15 protein-coding genes and 2 pseudogenes are annotated in these 20,926 nt (G+C 72.5%); 9 read left to right on the forward strand and 8 right to left on the reverse strand.

Annotation, left to right across the window (positions count from 1 at the left end; genetic code table 11):
• The first annotated feature begins 90 nt into the window (after nucleotides 1-90).
• Complete coding sequence (locus P0R35_RS12850) at nucleotides 91-783, forward strand: class I SAM-dependent methyltransferase (protein ID WP_284012854.1); 693 nt, start codon at nucleotides 91-93, stop codon at nucleotides 781-783.
• A gap of 48 nt (nucleotides 784-831) precedes the next feature.
• On the opposite strand, the gene P0R35_RS12855 is transcribed toward P0R35_RS12850, so the two are convergent.
• Genes P0R35_RS12855 through P0R35_RS12865 form a run of 3 tightly spaced genes read right to left on the reverse strand, consistent with a single transcriptional unit; the run spans nucleotide 832 to nucleotide 4,902 of the window.
• Nucleotides 832-2,019 carry an ABC transporter ATP-binding protein gene (locus P0R35_RS12855; protein WP_432765009.1) on the reverse strand — a complete coding sequence of 396 codons (1,188 nt, stop codon included), beginning with the start codon at nucleotides 2,017-2,019 and terminating at the stop codon, nucleotides 832-834.
• Nucleotides 2,012-3,766: an ABC transporter permease gene (locus P0R35_RS12860; protein WP_284012855.1), complete on the reverse strand. Its 1,755-nt coding sequence runs from the start codon at nucleotides 3,764-3,766 to the stop codon at nucleotides 2,012-2,014. Before P0R35_RS12860 ends, P0R35_RS12855 begins: the two co-directional genes overlap by 8 nt.
• Nucleotides 3,727-4,902, reverse strand: coding sequence for a thiamine ABC transporter substrate-binding protein (locus P0R35_RS12865; protein ID WP_284012856.1), 1,176 nt, complete (start codon nucleotides 4,900-4,902; stop codon nucleotides 3,727-3,729). Before P0R35_RS12865 ends, P0R35_RS12860 begins: the two co-directional genes overlap by 40 nt.
• Nucleotides 4,903-5,001: 99 nt before the next feature.
• Here P0R35_RS12865 and P0R35_RS12870 point away from each other — a divergent pair, with 99 nt between their 5' ends.
• Nucleotides 5,002-6,201 (forward strand): AI-2E family transporter, encoded by a 1,200-nt coding sequence (locus P0R35_RS12870; RefSeq protein ID WP_321170429.1) that lies wholly within the window; start codon nucleotides 5,002-5,004, stop codon nucleotides 6,199-6,201.
• On the opposite strand, the gene P0R35_RS12875 is transcribed toward P0R35_RS12870, so the two are convergent.
• Nucleotides 6,191-6,973 carry a sulfurtransferase gene (locus tag P0R35_RS12875; RefSeq protein ID WP_284012857.1) on the reverse strand — a complete coding sequence of 261 codons (783 nt, stop codon included), beginning with the start codon at nucleotides 6,971-6,973 and terminating at the stop codon, nucleotides 6,191-6,193. The two genes, P0R35_RS12870 and P0R35_RS12875, sit on opposite strands and share 11 nt — an antisense overlap.
• Nucleotides 6,974-7,226: 253 nt before the next feature.
• Here P0R35_RS12875 and P0R35_RS12880 point away from each other — a divergent pair, with 253 nt between their 5' ends.
• Nucleotides 7,227-8,096 carry a sulfurtransferase gene (locus tag P0R35_RS12880; RefSeq protein ID WP_284012858.1) on the forward strand — a complete coding sequence of 290 codons (870 nt, stop codon included), beginning with the start codon at nucleotides 7,227-7,229 and terminating at the stop codon, nucleotides 8,094-8,096.
• Nucleotides 8,097-8,133: 37 nt separating this feature from the next.
• Here the strand turns inward: P0R35_RS12880 and P0R35_RS12885 are convergent, their stop codons facing one another.
• On the reverse strand, nucleotides 8,134-9,015 hold the full coding sequence (locus tag P0R35_RS12885) for a stage II sporulation protein M (RefSeq protein ID WP_284012859.1): 882 nt from the start codon (nucleotides 9,013-9,015) through the stop codon (nucleotides 8,134-8,136).
• 840 nt (nucleotides 9,016-9,855) lie between these two features.
• Here P0R35_RS12885 and P0R35_RS12890 point away from each other — a divergent pair.
• A complete protein-coding gene (locus tag P0R35_RS12890; RefSeq protein ID WP_284012860.1) occupies nucleotides 9,856-10,485 on the forward strand; it encodes a transcription antitermination protein in 630 nt (209 codons plus the stop codon).
• 27 nt (nucleotides 10,486-10,512) lie between these two features.
• Here P0R35_RS12890 and P0R35_RS12895 read toward each other — a convergent pair whose 3' ends face one another.
• Both P0R35_RS12895 and P0R35_RS12900 read right to left on the reverse strand, forming a co-directional pair.
• Nucleotides 10,513-11,661: a tubulin/FtsZ family protein gene (locus P0R35_RS12895; RefSeq protein WP_284012861.1), complete on the reverse strand. Its 1,149-nt coding sequence runs from the start codon at nucleotides 11,659-11,661 to the stop codon at nucleotides 10,513-10,515.
• A gap of 42 nt (nucleotides 11,662-11,703) precedes the next feature.
• The gene (locus P0R35_RS12900) at nucleotides 11,704-11,973 is read right to left on the reverse strand and encodes a DUF7553 family protein (RefSeq protein WP_284012862.1); all 270 of its coding nucleotides are present in this window, start codon (nucleotides 11,971-11,973) and stop codon (nucleotides 11,704-11,706) included.
• A gap of 292 nt (nucleotides 11,974-12,265) precedes the next feature.
• Here P0R35_RS12900 and uvrB point away from each other — a divergent pair, with 292 nt between their 5' ends.
• A complete protein-coding gene (gene uvrB, locus P0R35_RS12905) occupies nucleotides 12,266-14,347 on the forward strand; it encodes an excinuclease ABC subunit UvrB (protein ID WP_284012863.1) in 2,082 nt (693 codons plus the stop codon).
• Nucleotides 14,348-14,390: 43 nt separating this feature from the next.
• Here the strand turns inward: uvrB and P0R35_RS12910 are convergent, their stop codons facing one another.
• On the reverse strand, nucleotides 14,391-15,794 hold the full coding sequence (locus tag P0R35_RS12910) for an MATE family efflux transporter (RefSeq protein ID WP_284012864.1): 1,404 nt from the start codon (nucleotides 15,792-15,794) through the stop codon (nucleotides 14,391-14,393).
• A 151-nt stretch (nucleotides 15,795-15,945) separates the two neighbouring features.
• On the opposite strand from P0R35_RS12910, the pseudogene lipA reads away from it, so the two are divergent.
• From lipA to P0R35_RS12930, 4 genes and pseudogenes are all read left to right on the forward strand, one after another.
• Nucleotides 15,946-16,872: pseudogene (lipA, locus tag P0R35_RS12915) on the forward strand (lipoyl synthase); the annotation flags it as partial.
• A 270-nt stretch (nucleotides 16,873-17,142) separates the two neighbouring features.
• Nucleotides 17,143-18,258, forward strand: coding sequence for a pyruvate dehydrogenase (acetyl-transferring) E1 component subunit alpha (pdhA, locus tag P0R35_RS12920; RefSeq protein ID WP_284014638.1), 1,116 nt, complete (start codon nucleotides 17,143-17,145; stop codon nucleotides 18,256-18,258).
• A 4-nt stretch (nucleotides 18,259-18,262) separates the two neighbouring features.
• Nucleotides 18,263-19,264 carry an alpha-ketoacid dehydrogenase subunit beta gene (locus P0R35_RS12925; protein ID WP_284012865.1) on the forward strand — a complete coding sequence of 334 codons (1,002 nt, stop codon included), beginning with the start codon at nucleotides 18,263-18,265 and terminating at the stop codon, nucleotides 19,262-19,264.
• 2 nt (nucleotides 19,265-19,266) lie between these two features.
• Nucleotides 19,267-20,830: pseudogene (locus P0R35_RS12930) on the forward strand (dihydrolipoamide acetyltransferase family protein).
• Nucleotides 20,831-20,926: the final 96 nt, after the last annotated feature.

Below are 20,926 nucleotides of genomic sequence, written 5' to 3' on the forward strand. Positions count from 1 at the left end.
GTGTCGCGCGCCCCGGTTCGGCGCCGTCGCCGCGGGGGTCGGCGCGCTCGACACCGACGGGGATTTGGCGCCCGCCGCCGACCCGCCGCCATGAGCGTCCGCGACGAGTTCGACGCCTGGGCGGCCGACGGCCGGGACAAAGGGATGGAGGAGCGCCACTGGCACACCGCGAAGCACGTCCTCGCGCGGATGCCCGTCGAGGACGGCGACCGCGTGCTCGATCTGGGTACCGGGAGCGGCTACGCCCTGCGCGCGCTGGCCGACACCACCGGGATGGCGCGCGGCTACGGCCTCGACGGCGCGCCAGAGATGGCGCACAACGCCCGCGAGTACTCCCGAGAGGCCGAGCCCGACGCCGACCTCGGCTTCGTCGTCGGCGACTTCGGCCACCTCCCGTTCGCCGACGACTCGCTCGACCACGCGGTCACGATGGAGGCGTTCTACTACAGCCACGACCCCCACCGGACCCTCCGCGAGGTCGCTCGCGTCCTGAAGCCCGGCGGCACGTTCCACTGCGCGGTCAACTACTACGAGGAGAACGTCCACAGCCACGAGTGGCAGGACACCATCTCGGTCGACATGACGCGGTGGGACGCCGCCGAGTACCGCACGGCGTTCCGGGAGGCCGGCCTCCACGTCGCCGCGCAGGACAACGTCGCCGACCGCGAGGTCGACATCCCGCCGGCCGAGGAGTTCCCCACCTCCTCGTGGGAGAGCCGCGAGGCGATGGTCGAGCGCTACCGCGAGTTCGGGACGCTCCTGACGGTCGGCGTCGCGCCCTGACCGGACGCCGACCGAGGGGGTTGGTCCGCTCCGGCTCCGATCCCCGCGTCACTCCTGCTCGACCACCCGCACGTCGTCCGGGTCGACGCCCAGGGTCACGCCCTCGCCGACGGCGAACGACCGCTCGCCGCCGGTGCGCGCGGTGACGGCCACGCCGTTCCAGTCGCAGCGGAGGCGTGTCGAGTCGCCGAGGAACTCGGTGTGCTCGACCGTCGCGGGCAACGCCGCGCGCCCCTCGCCGACGCCGCGATCCCCCCGACGTACCCGGATCCGCTCCGGCCGGACGCAGACGGTCAGGGTGGCACCCGGTCGCACCGACCCCCCGGCTTCCACTGGAACCGGGAGCACGTGCGCGTCGGTGTCGCCCACGCGGACTCCGGGGACGTCGAGGTCCGCGAGCGTCGCGCCGGCGGCGGCGGACCCGCCCCCGGCGGCGCCGTGTCCCGTGACCGTCCCGTCGAGGACGTTGTTGTCGCCGAGGAACCCGGCGACGAACCGCGTCGCCGGCGCGTCGTACAGCTCCCGGGGCGCGCCGACCTGCTCGATCCGGCCGTCGTTGACGACGGCGACGCGGTCGGACACCGACAGCGCCTCCTCCTGGTCGTGGGTGACGTACACCGTCGTCAGCCCGACCTCGCGTTGGATCTCGCGCACCTGCACCCGGAGCCGCTCGCGGAGGCGGGCGTCCAGCGCCGACATCGGCTCGTCGAGCAGGAGCAGGCGGGGCGCGGGCGCCAGCGCCCGCGCCAGCGCCACGCGCTGCTGTTGCCCCCCGGAGAGGGTGTCGGGGTCGCGGTCGGCGAAGCCGGGGAGGTCGACCAACGCCAACAACTCGGCGACGCGTTCGTCCCGCGTCGTGCCCCCCGGCGGGTCGGCGAACCGGAGGCCGTAGGCGACGTTCTCGCCGACGGTCATGTGGGGGAACAGCGCGTAGCTCTGGAACACGACGCCGACCCCCCTCGCTTCGGGTGGAACCCCCGCCATCGACTCGCCGCCGATCTCCACCGTGCCGCCGGTCGGCTGCTCGAACCCGGCGAGACAGCGCAGGGTGGTGGTCTTGCCGCAGCCGGAGGGGCCGACGAGCGTGAAGAACTCGCCCGGCTCGACCCGGAAGTCGACGCCGTCCAGCGCGGTCGTGGCGCCGTACTCGACGCGGAGGTCCTCGACGCGGACGCCCGCCGGCTCGGCGCCCGCGTCGCCGCCGCGGGCGTCGTCGGCGCCGGGGTCGCTACCCACGGAACTCACCCCCGACGCGCTCGACGACGACGAACGCGGCCGCCGTCACCGCCAGCAACACGGTGCCCATCGCGGTCGCGGGGCCGAGCCGGCGCCCGATGAACCGCTCGACGGCGACGGGCATCGTGTAGGTGCCGCCGCCCTCCGCGAGGATGACCGTCGAGTCGAACTCGCCGATGGAGATGGCGACGGCGAACGCCGCGCCGGCGACGACGCCGGGCCACACCAGCGGCAGTTCGGCGTCGAGCACCGTCCGCGCCCGCGAGGCGCCGAGCGCCCGCGCCGACTCGACGAGCGCGCGGTCGAGGCGGTCCAGCGGCGGCGCCACCGTCCGCACCACGAACGGGTAGGCGGCGACGGCGTGCGCCGCGACGATGGCGACGGCGCCCGTGACGGTGAAGCGGTAGCCGAACGCCTCGACCCCGAACACGAGCCCCCGGAGGAGACCGAGGCCGACGACGATACCCGACACGGCCAGCGGCGCCATCGAGAGGGCGTCGACGGCCCACCGACCCCTGAACCGCCGGGTCGTGAGCACGCCCATCGCGACGCCCAGCGGGAGCGCGACGGCGAGCGTCGCCGCCGCGAACACCAGCGAGTTGACGACTGCGGGGAACGGCTTCACCTGGAACGCCGCGCCCGTCGTCTGCCGCTCCAGGAGGAACCGGTAGGCGTCGAGGGTGAGCCGCCCCTCGACGCTCACGCTGGCGTAGATCATGCTCGCCAGCGGCGCGAGGAACACGAGCGCGACGACGACGGCGTAGCCCGCGACCGCGGCGCGCCGGACGAGCCGCTCGCGCGTCCACGAGTCGGGGACCAGCGGGCGCCGGACGAGCGTCCGCACGCCCCGACGCCGTGCCGACTGCTCGCGCTCGTACCGGAGGTACAGCGCCATCAGCGACAGCGACACGCCCGTCTCCAGCACGGCGAGGGAGGCCGCGCGGCCGTACTCCAGCTGCCGCCGGGCCGAGTAGATGAAGACCTCGATGGTCGCGAACTGCGCGCCGCCCAGCGCGAGCGGGATGGCGAAGGAGGCGAAGGTGAACACGAACGTCAGCGCCGCGCCCGTGAGCACGGCGGGGAGCAGCTGCGGGACCACCACGTCGCGGAACGCCCGCCGGCGCGACGCCCCGAGCGAGCGGGCGGTCTCGACGGCGCCGGCGTCGACCGACTCCCACGCGGCCGTCACCACCCGGGTGACCAGCGGCGCGTTGTAGAAGGCGTGCGCGACGAGGATCGCCCCCAGCGAGGGCAGCAGGTCGACCGCGGGGAGGCCGAGCGCCGACAACACCGTGTTGAGGCTCCCGTTGGCGCCGAACGTGGCGTAGAAGCCCGCCGCGACGAGGACGGAGGGGAGGACGAACGGCACCATCGTCACCGAGCGCAGCGTCCGCCGACCGCGGAACTCGAAGCGGGCGAGCACCCACGCGCCCGGCAGTCCGAGGAGGACGCTCAGCCCCGTCGAGAGGAGCGCCTGATACGCCGTGAACCCGAGGACGCGGCCGACGTAGAACCGGTCGGTGAGCACCGCGACCAGCGGGCCGAAGGTGAGCCGGCCGTCCTCGACGACGGCGTCGACGAACACCGTCGCCACGGGGTAGTAGAACAACAGCGCCAGCAGGAGGGCGGCGACCAGCGCCAGCAGGGGGAGCGCGAGTCGTTCCGCGGCGACCGAGCGGTCGCCGCTCGCGGCGGCGCGGGCCTCGTTCACCCGCCGGCGAAGCGCCGCGACCACTGGTCCGTCCATGTGCTGAGGTTGGCTTCGAGGTCGTCGTACGTGAAGGTGACCGCTTCGGCGGGTTCCTTGGCGTACTGCGCGTAGTCGTCGGGCAGCGGGGCGTCGGTGATCGCCGGGAAGGCGACGTTGCGCTGGGCGATGCCCGCCTGGATCTCCGGCCGGAGCACGAACTCCATGAACCGCCGGGCGAGCCGGGGCGCGTCGCTGGCGGCGAAGCGGGCCATCCCCTCGGGGTTGGCGTACCCCTGGTCGTTCAGGAAGCGGATCTGGTGTTTGTCGAGGTCCTGCCCCTCGGCGGAGGCGAACACCTGGTCGGTGGAGTAGGAGACGACCATCGGCGCCTCCTCGTTGAGGTACGCCGAGTACGAGGACGACCAGTCGCCCAGCACCGTGACGCCGTTGTCCTGCAGGCGGCTCCAGTAGTCGAGGAAGCCGTCCTCGCCGAAGGCGTCGACCGTGTGGAGCATGAACGCCTCGCCGGTCGAGGACGTGGTCGGGTTCTGCGCGATGAGGTCGTTCGCGTACGGCGCGGTCGCCAGCTCCTCGAACGTCTCCGGCGCGACGAACTCGCCGTCGTCCATCGTCGCGTTCCACACCAGCGAGACGTAGCCGGTGTCGAACGGGACGACGCGGTTCTGCGGGTCGAAGCGGAGGCCCTCCTTCACGCGGTCCAGCCCCGCGACGTCGCCGGCCTCGGCGAACAGCGGGTCGGTGAACTGCCCCTCGCCGCGCTTGCCGTCGGCGTCGATGAGCTGGCCGGTGTCGAGGCCGACGTACACGTCCGCCTCGAAGTCGACGCCCTGCACGGCGCGCTCGATGTAGTAGTTCAGCTCCGAGTCGGGCGTCTGGTACACCAGCGTCGCGTCGAACGCCGACTCGAACTCCTCCTTCAGCCACGCGCCGGGGCTGGTGGAGGGCGCGTCGACGAACGGCGGGTACGTCGCGACGACGAGCGTGTCCGCCATCGCGGCGGTCGGCTCGCCGGTCGTGGTCCCCGCCGTCGTCACCTCGTCGTCGCTCGTCCCGCCCGCCGAGTCGCTCGGCCCGTCCTCCACGGGCTCGGCCGCACAGCCGGCCAGCCCGGCCACGCCCGCCGCGCCCGCGACCCGGAGGAACCGCCGTCGACTCCGATCCGTGTGTGTCATTACTGGGTGGTCACACCCGGAGATAGTTAACGGCGACGGTCCGCCCGTCGCGTCGCGTTCCGGGCAACCGTTTTGTACCAGGGAGGGCCGTGTACGTGCATGCAGCCAAGCCGGCGGACCGCGCTCGCGGCGTTGCTCGCCGGTATCCTCGTGTTGACCGCGGTGGTTCTGGAGAGCGTCCTCTCGACGGTCGTGTTCGCCGTGACGGTGGCGTACGTGCTGTACCCGCTGCGGCAGTGGGTCAGCGACCGGGGCTACCCCGCCCGCGCCGCCGCGGGCGCGGCGACTGTCGCGGGGTTCCTCGGCGTCGTCGCGCTCGCGGTGCCGCTGGCGTACGTGTTGTACCGGCGCCGGCGGGACCTCCTCGACTTCGTCGCCACGATCCCCGCGGAGATCGTCGTCGACCTCGGTTCGATGGTGTACGTCATCGAGACGGACGTCGTGTTCGTGACCGCGCAGGCGACGCTGCGGACGCTCGCCATCTCGCTGGCGGCGGCCGCGCCGGTCATCGCGCTGAAACTGGTGGTGTTCGTCATCCTCGTGTACGGGCTCCTGCTGAAGCCGCGGGCGCCGCGGGCGGCGCTGTTGCGGCTGTGTCCCGGCGAGTACCACGACGTCCTGCTGGCGCTCCACCGGCGGACCGCCTCGACGCTGCGGGCGATCTACGTCCTGCAGGGGGCGACCGCCGTCGCCACGTTCGTCGTCGCCCTCCTCACGTTCGCCGCGTTGGGCTACCAGTCGCCGTTCGCGCTGGCGGTGGTCGCGGGCGTCCTCCAGTTCGTCCCGGTGCTCGGCCCCAGCATCGTCGTCGTCGCGCTCGCCGTCGTCGACCTCGTCGCCGGCGACGTGTTCCGCGCGACCATCGTGCTCGTCGTCGGCTTGGTCCTGATCGGGTTCGTCCCGGACGCGGTGATCCGCCCGCGCCTCGCCGGCGGCGCGACCGACCTCCCCGTCTCCGTCTACTTCATCGGCTTCGTCGGCGGCCTGCTCACCCTCGGCGCCATCGGCTTCGTCGTCGGCCCGCTGGTCGTCGCGCTGCTGGCCGAGACGGTCAGCCTCCTCTCGGCCAACGGCGTCACCACCCAACAGCAGTTACCCGGGTCGTCGACGCCCGCGGCCGACGCGGGCTCCCGGCCGGGCGCCGGGGGCGGTCGCGACGCGCGCCCCGGCCGCGACCCGGACCCCCTCGGCGACGGGGGCGAGGACCGCGCCGGCGCGGGGACGGCGTCGGACACCGAGTCGGAGCCGGACACGACCTCGGAGCCGGACGCCGACGCGGACGACGACGCTACTCGCTGACGGTCTCGCCGCCGCGCCGCTCCCACTCGGTGAGGCTCCCCTCGTAGAACAGCACGTCCCCGTAGCCGAGGTGCCGGAGCACGAGGTACGTGTGGCTGATCCGGCGGGCGGTGTTGCAGTAGAGGAGCACCTCACGGTCCGGCGTGATCCCGTGGTCCGCGAGGATCGCCGTCAGCTCCTCGCGGGGCTTCAGCCCGCGCGTGTCGGCGTCGACCAGCTCGAGCCAGTCGAGGTTGACCGCGCCGGGGAGGTGGCCCGCGGCGTACTCGTCGGGGTCGCGCGTGTCGACGATCACGGTGTCGCCGTCGAGTCGCGCCTCGACGCCGGCGAAGTCGACGAGCGGCGAGCGCCGCGGCTCGCGCGGCTCGTACGCCGTCGGCGCCGGGTCGGGCGCCTCCCGCTCGGTGGGGTGTTCGCGGCTCCACGCGCTGTAGTCGCCGTCGAGGACGCGGAGCCTCGCGGGGTCGTGGCCGTACAGCTCCGCGGTCACGAGGAAGCGCGCCGCGAACACGCCGTGTTCGTCGTCGTAGGCGACGAGGTCGTCGTCGGCGTCGACGCCGGCGGCCGACAGCAGCTCGCTCCAGCGCTCGGCGCCGGGGAGCATCCCCTCGTCGCCCGCGCTCGACCGGAACTCGTCGAACGGGACCGACACCGCGCCCGGCAGGTGCCCGATGCCGTCGTACTCCCACCCGTCGCGGACGTCGACCACGCGGACGTCGGGGTCGTCGAGGCGCTCGGCCAGCCACGCCGCGGAGACGAACGTGTCGCTCATGCCCCGCCGTTCACGCCGGGCGGGCAAAAGCCCGCCCGAGTCGGCGAGGTCGGCAGCGCGTCCGGAGCGGTGGCAACATCTTCCGGCTCCGTCGCGCGACCGCTCCGGCGCCCCGAGGGCGTGTCGTCGTCGCGAGGGGCTGTCGACCCCGCGCCCCGGATCCGGCGGCAACATCGTCCGGTTCGACGGACGATTGGCCGCCTCTGCCGCGGCTGGCGGATTAATACGGCGAGCGCGCGTACACCCTCACGCAATGACAGACTACGCGAAGGACGTGCTCGTCGACGCCGACTGGGTGGAAGCCCACCTCGACGAGTTCCAGTCCGACGACCCGGCGTACCGACTGGTCGAAGTGGACGTGGACACGGAGGCGTACGACTCCGGCCACGCGCCCGGCGCGATCGGCTTCAACTGGGAGACCGACCTCCAGGACCAGACCCAGCGCGACGTGCTCACGAAGGCGGACTTCGAGGCGCTCAACGCCGAGCACGGCATCGCGAACGACTCGACGGTCGTCCTCTACGGCGACAACTCGAACTGGTTCGCGGCGTACACCTACTGGCAGTACAAGTACTACGGCCACGACGACGTGAAGCTGCTCGACGGCGGCCGCGAGTACTGGATCGAGAACGACTACCCGACCACCGAGGCGGAGCCGTCGTTCCCGGCGACCGAGTACACGGCCGAGGAGCCCGACGAGTCGATCCGCGCGTACCGCGACGACGTGGACGCCGCCATCGACGCGGGCGTCCCGCTCGTCGACGTGCGCTCGCCCGAGGAGTACAGCGGCGAGATCCTCGCCCCGCCGGGCCTGCAGGAGACCGCCCAGCGCGGCGGCCACATCCCCGGCGCGCGCAACATCTCGTGGGCGTCCGTCACCAACGACGACGGGACGTTCAAGACGAAGGCGGAGCTCGAGGACCTCTACGCCGACGTGCTCGCCGAGGGCGACGACGAGATCGTCGCGTACTGCCGCATCGGCGAGCGCTCCTCGGTCGCGTGGTTCGCGCTCCACGAACTCGTGGGCGCCGACCAGACCGTCAACTACGACGGCTCGTGGACCGAGTGGGGCAACCTCGTCCGCGCGCCGATCGTGAAGGGCAGCGAGCCCGGCGGCGACTGAGTCGGCCGACCGCGACGACCTCACCGTTCTTTCGACGCTACCCGCCCAGCACCGCCGCCGCGATCCGCGGCGTGAGGAACGCCTCGATGGCGGCTGCGACCACCAGCAGGACCCCGATCCCGACGAGCACCCACGCCGCGCGCTCCAGCTCCCCGGCGACGCGCTCGGCGTCCGTCTCCCCGCGCACCGCCCGCCAGCCGACGCCGCCGAGGTGGAGGCCGAGCCCGCCGGCGACGGCGATGACGGGCAGTTCGAGCACGCCGTGGGGCGCGACGAGCGCGAGGAACGCCGTCCGGTCGAACACGCCCGCGAGCGCCCCGACGAGCACGCCGTTGAACGCCAGCCCGGAGACGGCGGGGAGCCCGAACGCGAGCCCGCCGTACGCGAGGCCGGCGCTCACGACCCAGTTGTTCGCCGCGATGGTGACGAACGGGCCGACCGCGACCGCGCCGAACACCCCCGCCACGTCCGCCGGCCCCTCGGCGGTGACGCCGTACGGCGCCGTCGTCGCGTAGCCGACGGCGATGCCGGCGACGAGCACGCCGAGCGCCGCCGCGACGGCCGGCGCGTGGCCCCGGCAGAAGCCGACCAACTCGCGCCAGCCGAGGCCCAACCCCGCACGGACACGGGCCGTCGCCGGCCGTCGCTCCGCCGACCCGGATCCGGATCCGGACCCGGCCCCGGACCCGGCCGACGTCGTCCCGTCGACGCCGGCGTACAGCGCGGTCGCGGCCGCGTCGAGGAACGGGGCGACCACCAGCGGGAGGACGATGCCGCCGAGGCTGCCGGCGCCGGCCGCGTTCGCGAGCGCGACGGCGACGACGGCGGCAACGTACCCGCCGAGGGCGACGAGCGCGAAGCCGACGGCGTGGGCCGGGTGGCGCCGGACGAACCCGAGGCTCGCGCGGATCGCCCCCACGCGCCGCGGCCGTCGACGACCGCGGCCGACTCCGCGAACGCGAGGAGGAACGACGCGAGGAGCACGACCACCACGCCGAGGCCGACGGCCGCGACCGTCAGCAGGACGACCAGTGCCGCGGCGGCGCTCGGGTCCCCGGCGAGCACCGCCGGCGATGCCGCGAGGTTCAGCCCGACGAACAGCGGGACGCCGACCGCGAGGACCGCGACGACGACGCGCACGAGCGAGATGGCGAGGAACGTCCGCCAGCGGCCGGCGGTCCGGACGCCGTCGGCCAGCGGCGGGCGGCCGTCGAGCCCGGCCCAGACGGTGCCGTACGTGACCGCCTTCGACACGCCGCCGGCGAGGAAGCCGACGACGACGGCGCCGAGGACGCCGCCGGCGAGCGCGGCGACGACGGTCGGCGTGACGGCGTTCGCGACCGCCGCCTCGACCCCGGCGGGGAGCGCGTCCGGCACCGCGGGCGTCCCGGGGTCGCCCGCGCCGGCGGCGCCGGCCCCGCCCTCGGCCTCGCGGGCGGCGTTCTGGAGGTCGACGACCGCGCGGACGATCGGTTCGAGCCGGCCGGTCGCGGCGAGCGAGCCGAGCGCGACCGCCAGTCCGACGACGACGGGGACGCGGGCGGCGGTCGTCAGGCCGAGCGCGAGCAGGTACGCGGGGACGACGGCGGCGGGACGGTCGCGGAGGAGGCGACCGGCGGCGCCGAGCGCCGCCGAGACGGACCGCGACCCGTCGGAGGGACGTGACACACCTCCGGTCTTCCGGGCGGGCGCCGTAAGCGTGTCGTCGGCGCGGACGGCGGGCGCGGGATTGAAGCGGCACACCGGTGTACGTTCGCCCATGGACGCAGCCACCTTCTCCGACGAGTTCCGCGACGACAACGAGACGCCGCTGTCGCGGCTCGGCTCCTCGAAGTCGCTGTACGCGCTCACGGGCGGCGAGATGGACGCCGACGCCGTTCGCGCGGCCGTCGCCGCCGAGTTCGCGCTCGCGGGCCGCACGTTCGAGGCGTGGAGCGCCGACGAGGCGAACGGCGACGCCGCGGCGCTGTTCGGCGACGTCGCCGAGGACGCCCGCGACCACCGGGAGGTGGCGGACCCGGACGCCGACCCGGCGGACGACGCGCTCCACGACTACCCGGAGTACGACGGCCTCGCGGCCCTCGACGGGACGGCCGAACGCGCCGGCGGCCTCTACGGCCGGCTCGTCGTCGCCCACACCCGCGCCGAGCAGACGGTCGGCTTCTTCGTCGGCGACGCCGACCCCGCGTCCTCGAACGACTTCCGGGGCGTCCGCGACGACCTCGCGGCCCGGCTCGACGACGCGCTCGCGCTCCTCGAGGCGGTCTGTGACGGCGACGACGACTGGGCGAGCGCCCGCGAGGCGGCCGACGCGGTCGTCGAGACGGCGTACGCCGACTACGTCGAGACGCTGGAGTCGATGGGCGTCAAGCCGAAGAACGTCTGCTGAGGCCGCTCCCGGGGGGTCTTCGGGCCGTCAGAACAGCGGCTCCACTCCCTCGGCGTCCCAGATCCCTCCCGAGAGGTCGGCGCGCTCGGCGATGGCGGCGACGTTGCGCTGTGCCTCGACGGCGGCGGCGCGCAGTTCGCGGAGCCGGGGCGCCTCGGTCACGCCGCCGAGGAGGACCACCGCCGCGAGGTGGTCGGTGTCGCGAAGCGGGTAGTCGCCGCCGCGCACCTCCGGCGTCCCGGTCGTCTCCTCCAGCCACGCGCGGGCGTCCTCGACGCCCTTGCGCGAGAGGGTCTCGGGCGGGCCGCTGACGACGACCAGCGCGCGCTCGACGTCCCGAAGCTCACACGGCAGCGTGAGGTTCCCGAGCGCCGCCCGCCGGACGGTGGCGCTCACCCGCGTCGTCGTCTCCAGCGGGTCCTCCGAGACGGGTTTGCGGCCGCCGAAGATCCCCCGCTTGCGCTCGAGCGGCGCGGTCGCGTAGCCGAGCGACGCCACGCCGCCGCTCCGGCCGAGCGTGTTGATGATCTCGCTGGCGTCGACGACCTTCTCCGGGCTCGGATCGGTCGCCTCGCCCGCGGAGAACAGCACGCCGAGCCGGCGCGCGATCGCCTCGTTGACGCGGGTGTAGCCCCCCGCGAGGCTCTCGCCCGACTCGCGCCCGGCGGCGTTGTCGTACAGCAGGGTGGCGTCGGCGTGCTCGACGACCGTCTGGAGCGACCGCGCGGCGTTGAGCGTGTAGATGCCGCCCTCGTCGCGCGCGGGGAGCACCCCGAGCGCGAACACCGGCTCCTCGTAGATCCGGCGCAGTTCCCGGCAGATGACGGGCGCGCCGCCCGACCCCGTCCCGCCGCCGAGCGCGGCGACGACGAGGAACGCGTCCACGTCGCTCGTCGGGATCGCGTCGACGGCGTCGCGCACCTCGTCGATGTCGTCGCGCGCCAACTCGGCGCCGAGTTCGTTGTCCGCGCCCGCGCCGTGCCCCTTCACGCGGTCGCCGCCGATCAACACCCGGTTCTGTGGCGGCACCTCCCGGAGGCCGAGCAGGTCCGCGCGCGCGGTGTTGACCGCCACCGCGTCGACGACGACGTCCTCGCGACTGTCGCGTTCGTAGCGGAGGAGTGCGTCCGTGATCTTCCCGCCGGCCTGGCCGACGGCGACGACTGCGACTCTCATGGCGCGAGCGTGGTGCCGCCCCCTGATAAATCGGGGCGCCGTTCAGACGCCGGGGACGTCCGACCGGTACTCGCTGATGCAGTCGACGGCGGCCTCGGCGTGGTCGGCCGCCTCCCCGCCGGCGTCGCCGGCGGCGTCGCGGATCGTGTGGATCCGTTTCGCCATCCAGCCGTGGTCGGGGCCGGCGTCGGCGTCGGCTGCCTCCGCCAGCGCGTCGGCGACGCGCGCGAGGCGCTCGGCGGCCTCGCCGTCGGCGGCGTCGGCGGCCCGTCGGAGGTGCGCGCTCGCGTCCGCCAGCAGTTGTCGTGTCATACCGCCCGATTCTCCGCTTCGGGAGGTAGGCGTTTCGGCGGTCGCGAACGTCGCCGGCGTCGGTGACACGAGTGCAGCGCTCGGCGGCGCCCGCGCACCTTGCGGCGGAGCGGTTCCGTGGCGCGCCGCCGTCGCTCGCGGTCTCGTTCGTTCGCTCCGCTCGCTCGTTCGTGGCACCCTTCGATGGGCGGCGCGCCCACGAGCACGCCGCCGTCGCTCGCGGTCTCTCTCGCTCGCGCCGCTCGCTCGTTCGACCGCGCTCGTCAAGTGCCTCCCACCCCACACACCGTCAATGAGCGAATCCGAGGGGCCCCTCTCGCCGGACCGTCCCGAGGCCGAGAAGCCGTTCCGGGTGGACGCCCCGTTCGACCCCGCGGGCGACCAGCCCGAGGCGATCCGCCGGCTCGTCGACGGCTACGAGTCCGGGATGACCGAGCAGACGCTGCTCGGCGTCACGGGCTCCGGGAAGACGAACACCGTCTCGTGGGTCGTCGAGGAGTTGGACACGCCCACCCTCGTCATCGCCCACAACAAGACGCTCGCCGCGCAGCTGTACGAGGAGTTCCGCAACCTCTTTCCCGACAACGCGGTCGAGTACTTCGTCTCCTACTACAACTACTACCAGCCGGAGGCGTACGTCGAGCAGACGGACACGTACATCGACAAGGAGATGTCCATCAACGACGAGATCGACCGCCTCAGGCACTCCGCGACGCGGTCGCTGCTCACGCGCGACGACGTAATCGTCGTCGCCTCCGTCTCGGCCATCTACGGGCTCGGCGACCCCACCAACTACCGCGGGATGGCGCTCGAACTGGAGGTCGGTCAAGAGATCGGTCGCGACGACCTGCTGAAGCAGTTGGTCGACCTCAACTACGAGCGCAACGACGTCGACTTCCAGCAGGGGACGTTCCGCGTGCGCGGCGACACCGTCGAGGTGTTCCCGATGTACGGCCGCCACGCCGTCCGGATCGAGCTGTGGGGCGACGAGATCGACCGCATGCGCAAGGTCGACGTGGTGAACGGCGAGGTCGTCAGCGAGGAGCCGGCGGCACTGATCCACCCCGCCGAGCACTACTCCCTGCCCGAGGAGCAGATCGATCAGGCCGTCTCGGAGATCCGGGAGTTGATGCAACAGCGCGTCTCGTACTTCGAGCGCCAAGGGGATCTGGTCGCCGCCCAGCGCATCGAGGAGCGCACGACCTTCGACATCGAGATGTTGCAGGAGACGGGCTACTGCTCGGGGATCGAGAACTACTCGGTCCACCTCTCGGATCGGGAGTCCGGAGACGCGCCGTACACGCTGCTCGACTACTTCCCCGACGACTTCCTCACGGTGATCGACGAGTCCCACCAGACGCTCCCCCAGATCAAAGGGCAGTTCGAGGGCGACAAGTCCCGCAAGGACTCGCTGGTCGGCAACGGGTTCCGGCTCCCGACGGCGTACGACAACCGCCCGCTCACCTTCGAGGAGTTCGTCGAGAAGACCGACCGCCGGCTGTACGTCTCGGCGACCCCCGGCGACTACGAGCGCGACAACTCCGAGCGGATCGTCGAACAGATCGTCCGCCCCACGCACCTCGTCGACCCCGAGGTGACCATCGAGCCGGCCGAGGGGCAGGTCGACGACCTGATGGACCGCATCGACGACCGCATCGAGCGCGGCGAGCGCACCCTCGTCACCACGCTCACCAAGCGCATGGCCGAGGACCTCACCGAGTACCTCGAGGAGGCCGGCGTCGAGGTGGCGTACATGCACGACGAGACGGACACGCTGGAGCGCCACGAGATCATCCGCTCGCTCCGTCTAGGCGAGATCGACGTGCTCGTCGGCATCAACCTCCTGCGCGAGGGGCTGGACATCCCCGAGGTGAGCCTCGTCGCCATCCTCGACGCCGACCAGGAGGGGTTCCTCCGATCGGAGACGACGCTCGTCCAGACGATGGGGCGGGCGGCCCGCAACGTCGACGGCGAGGTGATCCTGTACGCCGACGAGGTCACCGGGGCGATGGAGTCGGCGATCGACGAGACGCGCCGCCGCCGCGAGATCCAGCGCGAGTTCAACGAGGAGCACGGCTACGAGCCGCAGACGATCGACAAGGAGATCGGCGAGACGAACCTCCCCGGGTCGAAGACGGACACCTCCGGGCTCTCCGGCGACGACGTCGCCGACGAGGAGGAGGCGCAAGCGCGGATCCAGGCGCTCGAGGAGCGCATGGAGGAAGCCGCGAGCAACCTCGAGTTCGAGTTGGCCGCGGACATCCGCGACCGGATGCGGGAGCTCCGCCGGGAGTTCGACGTCGACCCGGAGGCGGTCGGGATCGAACCGCCCGCCGAGGACGCCGAGGGGATCGACCCCGGCGAGGAGTTCTGAGGACCGCGCTCGGCGGGACGAGGGTCGCGGGCGCGTCGGCGCGTCAGTCCGCCGAGGCCGTCTCGCCCGCGGACTCGGCGGCCCGCTCGTGGAGGCCGTCGGCCGTCGAGTACCGGAAGTAGCCGACCAGCCCCGCGGCGGCGACGACGTTCGACACCGTCACGGCCCAGAAGGGACCGAGCGCGCCCCAGCCGAGCACGAACGCGCCGACCGCGGCGACCGGGACGCGGACGGCCCAGTACTGCAGCATCGTCGAGTACATGCTCACGTCCGTCCGGCCGGCGCCGTTGAAGCCGGCCTCGACCGTCCAGATGGTGCCGAGCGCCCAGTAGCCGAGCGCGAGGATCTGGAGGTACGCGACGGACAGCCCCAGCGCCTCGCCCTCGATCCCGGGCACGAACAGTCCGGCGATCGCGGTCGGGAAGAGGTACTGGACGACCCCGATCGCCCCCAGCCCGACCGCGCCGACGCCGACGCCGAGCCACGTCGCGCGGGTGGCGCGGGCGGGCTGGTTCGCGCCGAGGTTCTGCCCGACGAGCGTCGTGCCGGCCGAGCCGATGGCGGCGGCGGGGACGAACACCACCGTCGCGACCCGCGCCCCGATGGTGTACGCCGTCAAGGCGGCGGCGCCGCCGGTCACCGACACGATGGCGACGACGACGAGGCGGGCCACCTGTCGGGCGATCCCCTGCCCGGTCTTGGGCGCGCCGACGGCGACCAACTCGCGGAACTCCGCGACGTCGAGCGAGACGGCGTCGAGGTGGAAGGTGAACCCCCGGCGTCCCCACACCGCGGCGGCGATCATGACGACCGCGCCGACGCCGAAGCCGATCGCCGTCGCGTAGGCGGCGCCGGCGATCCCGTACCCCGGGATCGGGCCGTAGCCGAAGATGAGGACGGGATCGAGACCGATGCTGATGCCGATCGACAGGAGATTGACGAACAGCGGCGTCCGGGAGTCGCCCGCGCCGATGAAGCCGTACTCGAACACGTCGCTGACGGCCGAGACGGTGAACGCGCCGGTCATCGCCACGAGGTACACTCCGGCGAGGCGCGCCACGTTCGCGCCGGGGTCGAACAGGCCGACGAGTTGCCGCCCGACCGCGACCGTGACGCCGAGCAACAGGAGCATGACCGCGACGGCGGCGACGAGCGCGTGGAACACGGCGCGGCTCGCCCCGCGCTCGTCGTCGTTGCCGACGCGCTGGGAGACGAGGACGTGCTCGCCGGTGAACACGCCGCCGGCCACCGCGACGACGAGGCCGACCAGCGGGGCGACGAGCCCGACGGCGGCGACCGCGTCGCCGCTGTACCGCCCCAGCCAGAGCACGTCGACGATGCTCTGGGCGGTCAGCGCGAGCTGCTGGGCGACGATCGGCACCGAGAGGAACGCGAGCGCGCGCCCAAGCGGCCCGTCCGTGATCTCCTCGGACGACACGTCGAGCATCGTGATATGATTTTATCATCTAAATCGTTGATTAAATACGTATCGATCCGAGCGGCCGTCACGGCCGACCTCGCCGCCGACCTCGCGGTCGGCGCCGCCCCCGGCCGACTCCGGACCGCACGCTTTTGCCCCCCGGGACGAAGACTGAGGTATGAGTAGTCGGCGGCGGAAGCCCGACTGGCTGAAGATGCGCCCGCCGTCCGGCCGGCGCTTCACCGAGATCAAGTCCACGCTGCGCGACCACGACCTCCACACGGTCTGCGAGGAGGCCAACTGCCCCAACCTCGGGGAGTGTTGGTCCGGGCGCGACGGGCCGGGGACGGCGACGTTCATGCTCATGGGGGACCGCTGCTCGCGCGGCTGCAACTTCTGTGACGTCGAGACCGGCGGCATGGAGCCGCTCGACCCCGACGAGCCCGCCAACGTCGCCGAGGCGGTGACCGAGATCGGGCTGGAGTACGTCGTGCTCACCTCCGTCGACCGCGACGACCTCGCCGACGGGGGTTCGCGCCACTTCGCGGAGACGATCCGCGAGATCAAGCGCCGCGACCCCGAGACGCTCGTCGAGGTACTGATCCCGGATTTCGGCGGCGACCCCGACGCGGTCGACCGGATCGTCGACGCCGAACCGGACGTCATCGCCCACAACGTCGAGACCGTCGAGCGCCTCCAGTGGCCCGTCCGCGACCGCCGCGCCACCTACGCCCAGACGCTCGACGTGCTGGAGCGCGTCGACCGCGAGTCCGACGTCCACACGAAGACCAGCGTCATGCTCGGGCTCGGAGAGTACGACCACGAGGTGTACCGCACCCTGCGGGACCTCCGCAACGTCGGCGTCGACATCGTCACCCTCGGACAGTACCTCCAGCCGTCGCGCTCGCACCTCGACGTGTTCGAGTACGTCCACCCGGACGCGTTCGACACGTGGAAACGCGTCGCCGAGGCGGAGCTCGGCTTCCTCTACTGCGCCTCGGGACCGATGGTCCGCTCGTCGTACAAGGCGGGCGAGTTCTTCGTCGAGGCCCTGCTCCGGGACGGGGCCAGCGTCGAGGAGGCCCGCGAGGCGGCCCGCGCGGCCGACTGGCCGGCGCCGCCGCCGCCCAGTCCCCCTCGACGCCGGCGCCGGCGTCCCCGCCTGCATCAACGATTGTCAAGGATCGGTGGCGGTTTCCGCCAGTTCACGGAAAATATCGCCGAACACCGGACGACAACTGACCGTTCGGCCGGGGATGGCCGCTCGGGTTCGACGGTGTGCCAGTTCTTGGCAGTATTTCTGGTCACAGTAAACTATTTACGAAAACACTATCACGCGGGGCGGACAGCGTTCGCGTATGCGAAGGTGGGTACTATGAGTACGCTCGAGCGCGACCCCCGCGACGGGATGGTCCAGGTCCTCGACGAGGACGGCGGCGTCGTCGGCGACGTGCCGGAGCTGTCGGACGACGAGTTCGTCGCGATGTACCGCCACATGAAGCTCGCCCGCCACTTCGACGAGCGGGCGGTGTCCCTCCAGCGACAGGGGCGGATGGGGACGTACCCGCCGCTGTCGGGACAGGAGGGCGCGCAGGTCGGCTCGGCGATGGCGCTGGCCGAGGACGACTGGCTCGTCCCCTCCTACCGGGAGCACGGCGCCGCGATGGTCCGCGGCCTCCCGCTGAAGGAGACGCTGCTGTACTGGATGGGCGACGAGCGCGGGAGCCTCATCCCCGAGGACGCGAACGTGTTCACCCCCGCCGTGCCCATCGCCAGCCAGATCCCGCACGCGACCGGGATGGCGTGGGCGGACAAACTCAAGAACGACGGCGAGACGGACACCGGGTTCATCTGCTACTTCGGCGACGGCGCCACGAGCGAGGGCGACTTCCACGAGGGGTTGAACTTCGCGGGCGTGTTCGACACGCCGACGGTGTTCTTCTGCAACAACAACCAGTGGGCCATCTCGGTGCCGCGCGAGCGGCAGACCGCCAGCGAGACGCTGGCCCAGAAGGCCATCGCCTACGGCTTCGAAGGCGTGCAGGTCGACGGGATGGACCCGCTGGCGGTGTACAAGTCGACCACCGAGGCGCTGGAGAAGGCGAAAGACCCCGGCGAGGGCGAACTGCGCCCGACGCTGATCGAGGCGGTCCAGTACCGCTTCGGCGCACACACGACCGCCGACGACCCGACCGTCTACCGCGAGGACGAGGAGGTGGAGAAGTGGAAGGCCAAAGACCCCATCCCGCGGCTGGAGAAGTTCCTGCGGAACCAGGGGATCCTCGACGACGAGCGCGTCGCCGAGGTCGAGGAGTCCGTCCGCGAGGAGGTCGCGGCCGCCATCGACGCGGCGGAGTCGACCGTCCGGGCGGACCCGTCGACGATGTTCGACCACGTGTTCGCGGAGCAGACGCCGGAGATCCGGCGGCAGGCCGAGGAGTTCGCGCGACTGCGCGAGACGTACGGCGACGAGGCGTTCCTGGAGGAGTGACACCATGAGCACACAAGAACAAGAAGCCACGCAGAACCTGACGCTGGTACAGTCGGTGCGCGACGCGCTCGCGACCGAGATGGAGTTGGACGACGACGTGCTCGTGATGGGCGAGGACGTCGGCAAGAACGGCGGCGTGTTCCGCGCCACCGAGGGCCTGTACAACGAGTTCGGCGAACACCGGGTCGTCGACACGCCGCTGGCGGAGTCCGGCATCATCGGCACCGCCGTCGGGATGGCCGCGATGGGGCTGAAGCCGGTGCCGGAGATCCAGTTCTCCGGGTTCGCCTACCCCGGTTTCGACCAGATCGTGAGCCACATGGCCCGCCTGCGCACCCGGTCGCGCAGTCGCTACACGCTCCCGATGGTGCTCCGGATGCCGTACGGCGGCGGGATCCGCGCGCCCGAACACCACTCCGAGTCGAAGGAGGCGTTCTACGCCCACGAGGCCGGCCTGAAGGTGGTCATCCCCTCGACGCCGTACGACACGAAGGGGCTGCTCATCTCGGCGATCCGCGACCCCGACCCGGTCGTGTTCATGGAGCCGAAGCTCATCTACCGCGCGTTCCGCGGCGAGGTGCCCGAGGGCGACTACGAGGTGCCGATCGGCGAGGCCGTCACCCGCCGCGAGGGGGCCGACGTCTCGGTGTTCACCTACGGCGCGATGACCCGACCCTCGCTGGAGGCGGCCGAGGAGCTGGCCGAGGAGGGCATCGACGCGGAGGTCGTCGACCTCCGCACCGTCTCGCCGCTGGACCGGGAGTCCATCGTCGAGTCGTTCAAGAAGACCGGCCGCGCGTGCGTCGTCCACGAGGCGCCCAAGACGGGCGGCCTCGCCGGCGAGATCACCGCGACCCTCCAGGAGGAGGCGCTGCTGTACCAGGAGGCGCCGGTCTCGCGCGTGACGGGCTACGACGTGCCGTACCCGCTGTACGCGCTGGAGGACTACTACATGCCGAACGCGGCCCGAGTCGCCGACGGTATCAAAGAGGCGGTCGAGTTCTGACCATGGCCGAGAAGGAGTTCAAACTCCCCGACGTCGGCGAAGGCGTCGCCGAGGGGGAGCTCGTCAACTGGCTGGTCGCGCCGGGCGACACGGTCACGGAGGACCAGCCGGTCGCCGAGGTCGAGACGGACAAGGCGCTCGTCGAGGTGCCGTCCCCGTACAACGGGACGGTGAAGCAACTGCACGTCGAGGAGGGACAGATGGTCCCCGTCGGCGACGTGATCATCACGTACACGGTCGACGGCGACGACGACGAGGCCGAGCCGGCGGCCGCGGAGGCGGCCGACTCCGAGCCCGAACCGGAGGCGGAGGCGGCGGCCGACACGACGGTCGACGCCGACGAGGCGCCCGCGCCGTCGAGCGGTCGCGTGTTCGCGCCGCCCTCCGCACGCCGCCTCGCCCGCGAGCTCGGCGTCGACATCGGCGCGGTCGAGGGAGCGGCCCCGGCGGCCGCGTCACCGAGGGCGACGTGCGCGCGCACGCCGAGTCCGACGACGGAACGGACGGGGACGCCGAGGAGTCCTCGGGCCCGAAGCAGGTCGACATCGGCTCGAAGAAGTCGGCCGTCTCGAAGAAGGGCGCCTCCGACGCCGCCGCGGCGGGTGGCGTCGGCGCGGCGCCGTCCTCGGTCGAGGCCGCGGGTCGCGACCGCACGCTCGCGGTGCCGGCGACCCGCAAGGCCGCCACGGACGCGGGCGTCGACCTGAACGACGTGCCGACGGAGGAGACCCGCGACGGCGAGGCGTTCGTCTCGACCGAGCAGGTCCGACAGTACGCGCAGGCCGTGAAGGACGCGAAGGCGGCCGAAGCCGAGGACACCGGCGCGCCCGCCCCGCCGCCGCGGCGGGCAACGGCGCGGCCGCGAGCCGGGAGCCGGAGTCGGTGCCGTACCGGGGCGTCCGGCGCACCATCGGCGAGCAGATGTCGCAGTCGAAGTACACGGCGCCGCACGTCACCCACCACGACACCGCCGTCGTCGACGAGCTGGTCGACACGCGCGCCGAGCTGAAGGCCCACGCCGCCGAGCGCGACGTGAAGCTCAGCTACATGCCGTTCGTGATGAAGGCGCTCGTGGCCGGGCTCAAGGAGTTCCCGACGCTCAACTCCGAACTCCGCGAAGAGGAGGAGGAGATCCTCCTGAAGAAGGAGTACAACCTCGGCATCGCCGTCGCGACCGACGCGGGGCTGATGGTGCCGGTCGTGAAGAACGTCGACGAGAAGTCGATCCTCCGACTCGCCGACGAGGTGAACGATCTGGCCACCCGCGCCCGCGAGCGCAAGGTCACCCGCGAGGAGATGCAGGGCGGCACGTTCACGATCACCAACTTCGGCGCCATCGGCGGCGAGTACGCCACCCCGATCATCAACTACCCCGAGACGGCGATCATGGGGCTGGGCGCCATCGACGAGCGCCCGGTCGCCGAGGACGGCGAGGTGCGCGCCGCGCACACGCTCCCGCTGTCGCTGTCGATCGACCACCGCGTCATCGACGGCGCCGAGGCCGGCCGGTTCACGAACTACGTGATGGAGCGGCTGGAGAACCCGTCGCTGCTGTTGTTGGACTGAGGTCGCGGGACTCCCCACCCCGCGCGGCTCCGCCCCCTCCGGCTTCTGGCCCCCGACTCGCGCCCGCCGAGCACCCGCCGCGTCCGCCGTGGCGCG

Source organism: Halobaculum litoreum (genome assembly GCF_030127125.1).
GTDB classification, from domain to species: domain Archaea; phylum Halobacteriota; class Halobacteria; order Halobacteriales; family Haloferacaceae; genus Halobaculum; species Halobaculum litoreum.

Excerpts from the sequence above, each read along its gene's own strand:
- P0R35_RS12865 (WP_284012856.1), bottom strand. The coding sequence starts at position 4,902 with ATGACACACACGGATCGGAGTCGACGGCGGTTCCTCCGGGTCGCGGGC.
- P0R35_RS12850 (WP_284012854.1), top strand. The coding sequence starts at position 91 with ATGAGCGTCCGCGACGAGTTCGACGCCTGGGCGGCCGACGGCCGGGAC.
- pdhA (WP_284014638.1), top strand. The coding sequence starts at position 17,143 with ATGAGTACGCTCGAGCGCGACCCCCGCGACGGGATGGTCCAGGTCCTC.
- P0R35_RS12870 (WP_321170429.1), top strand. The coding sequence starts at position 5,002 with ATGCAGCCAAGCCGGCGGACCGCGCTCGCGGCGTTGCTCGCCGGTATC.
- P0R35_RS12890 (WP_284012860.1), top strand. The coding sequence starts at position 9,856 with ATGGACGCAGCCACCTTCTCCGACGAGTTCCGCGACGACAACGAGACG.
- P0R35_RS12925 (WP_284012865.1), top strand. The coding sequence starts at position 18,263 with ATGAGCACACAAGAACAAGAAGCCACGCAGAACCTGACGCTGGTACAG.
- P0R35_RS12910 (WP_284012864.1), bottom strand. The coding sequence starts at position 15,794 with ATGCTCGACGTGTCGTCCGAGGAGATCACGGACGGGCCGCTTGGGCGC.
- P0R35_RS12875 (WP_284012857.1), bottom strand. The coding sequence starts at position 6,973 with ATGAGCGACACGTTCGTCTCCGCGGCGTGGCTGGCCGAGCGCCTCGAC.
- uvrB (WP_284012863.1), top strand. The coding sequence starts at position 12,266 with ATGAGCGAATCCGAGGGGCCCCTCTCGCCGGACCGTCCCGAGGCCGAG.
- P0R35_RS12860 (WP_284012855.1), bottom strand. The coding sequence starts at position 3,766 with ATGGACGGACCAGTGGTCGCGGCGCTTCGCCGGCGGGTGAACGAGGCC.
- P0R35_RS12900 (WP_284012862.1), bottom strand. The coding sequence starts at position 11,973 with ATGACACGACAACTGCTGGCGGACGCGAGCGCGCACCTCCGACGGGCC.
- P0R35_RS12895 (WP_284012861.1), bottom strand. The coding sequence starts at position 11,661 with ATGAGAGTCGCAGTCGTCGCCGTCGGCCAGGCCGGCGGGAAGATCACG.
- P0R35_RS12880 (WP_284012858.1), top strand. The coding sequence starts at position 7,227 with ATGACAGACTACGCGAAGGACGTGCTCGTCGACGCCGACTGGGTGGAA.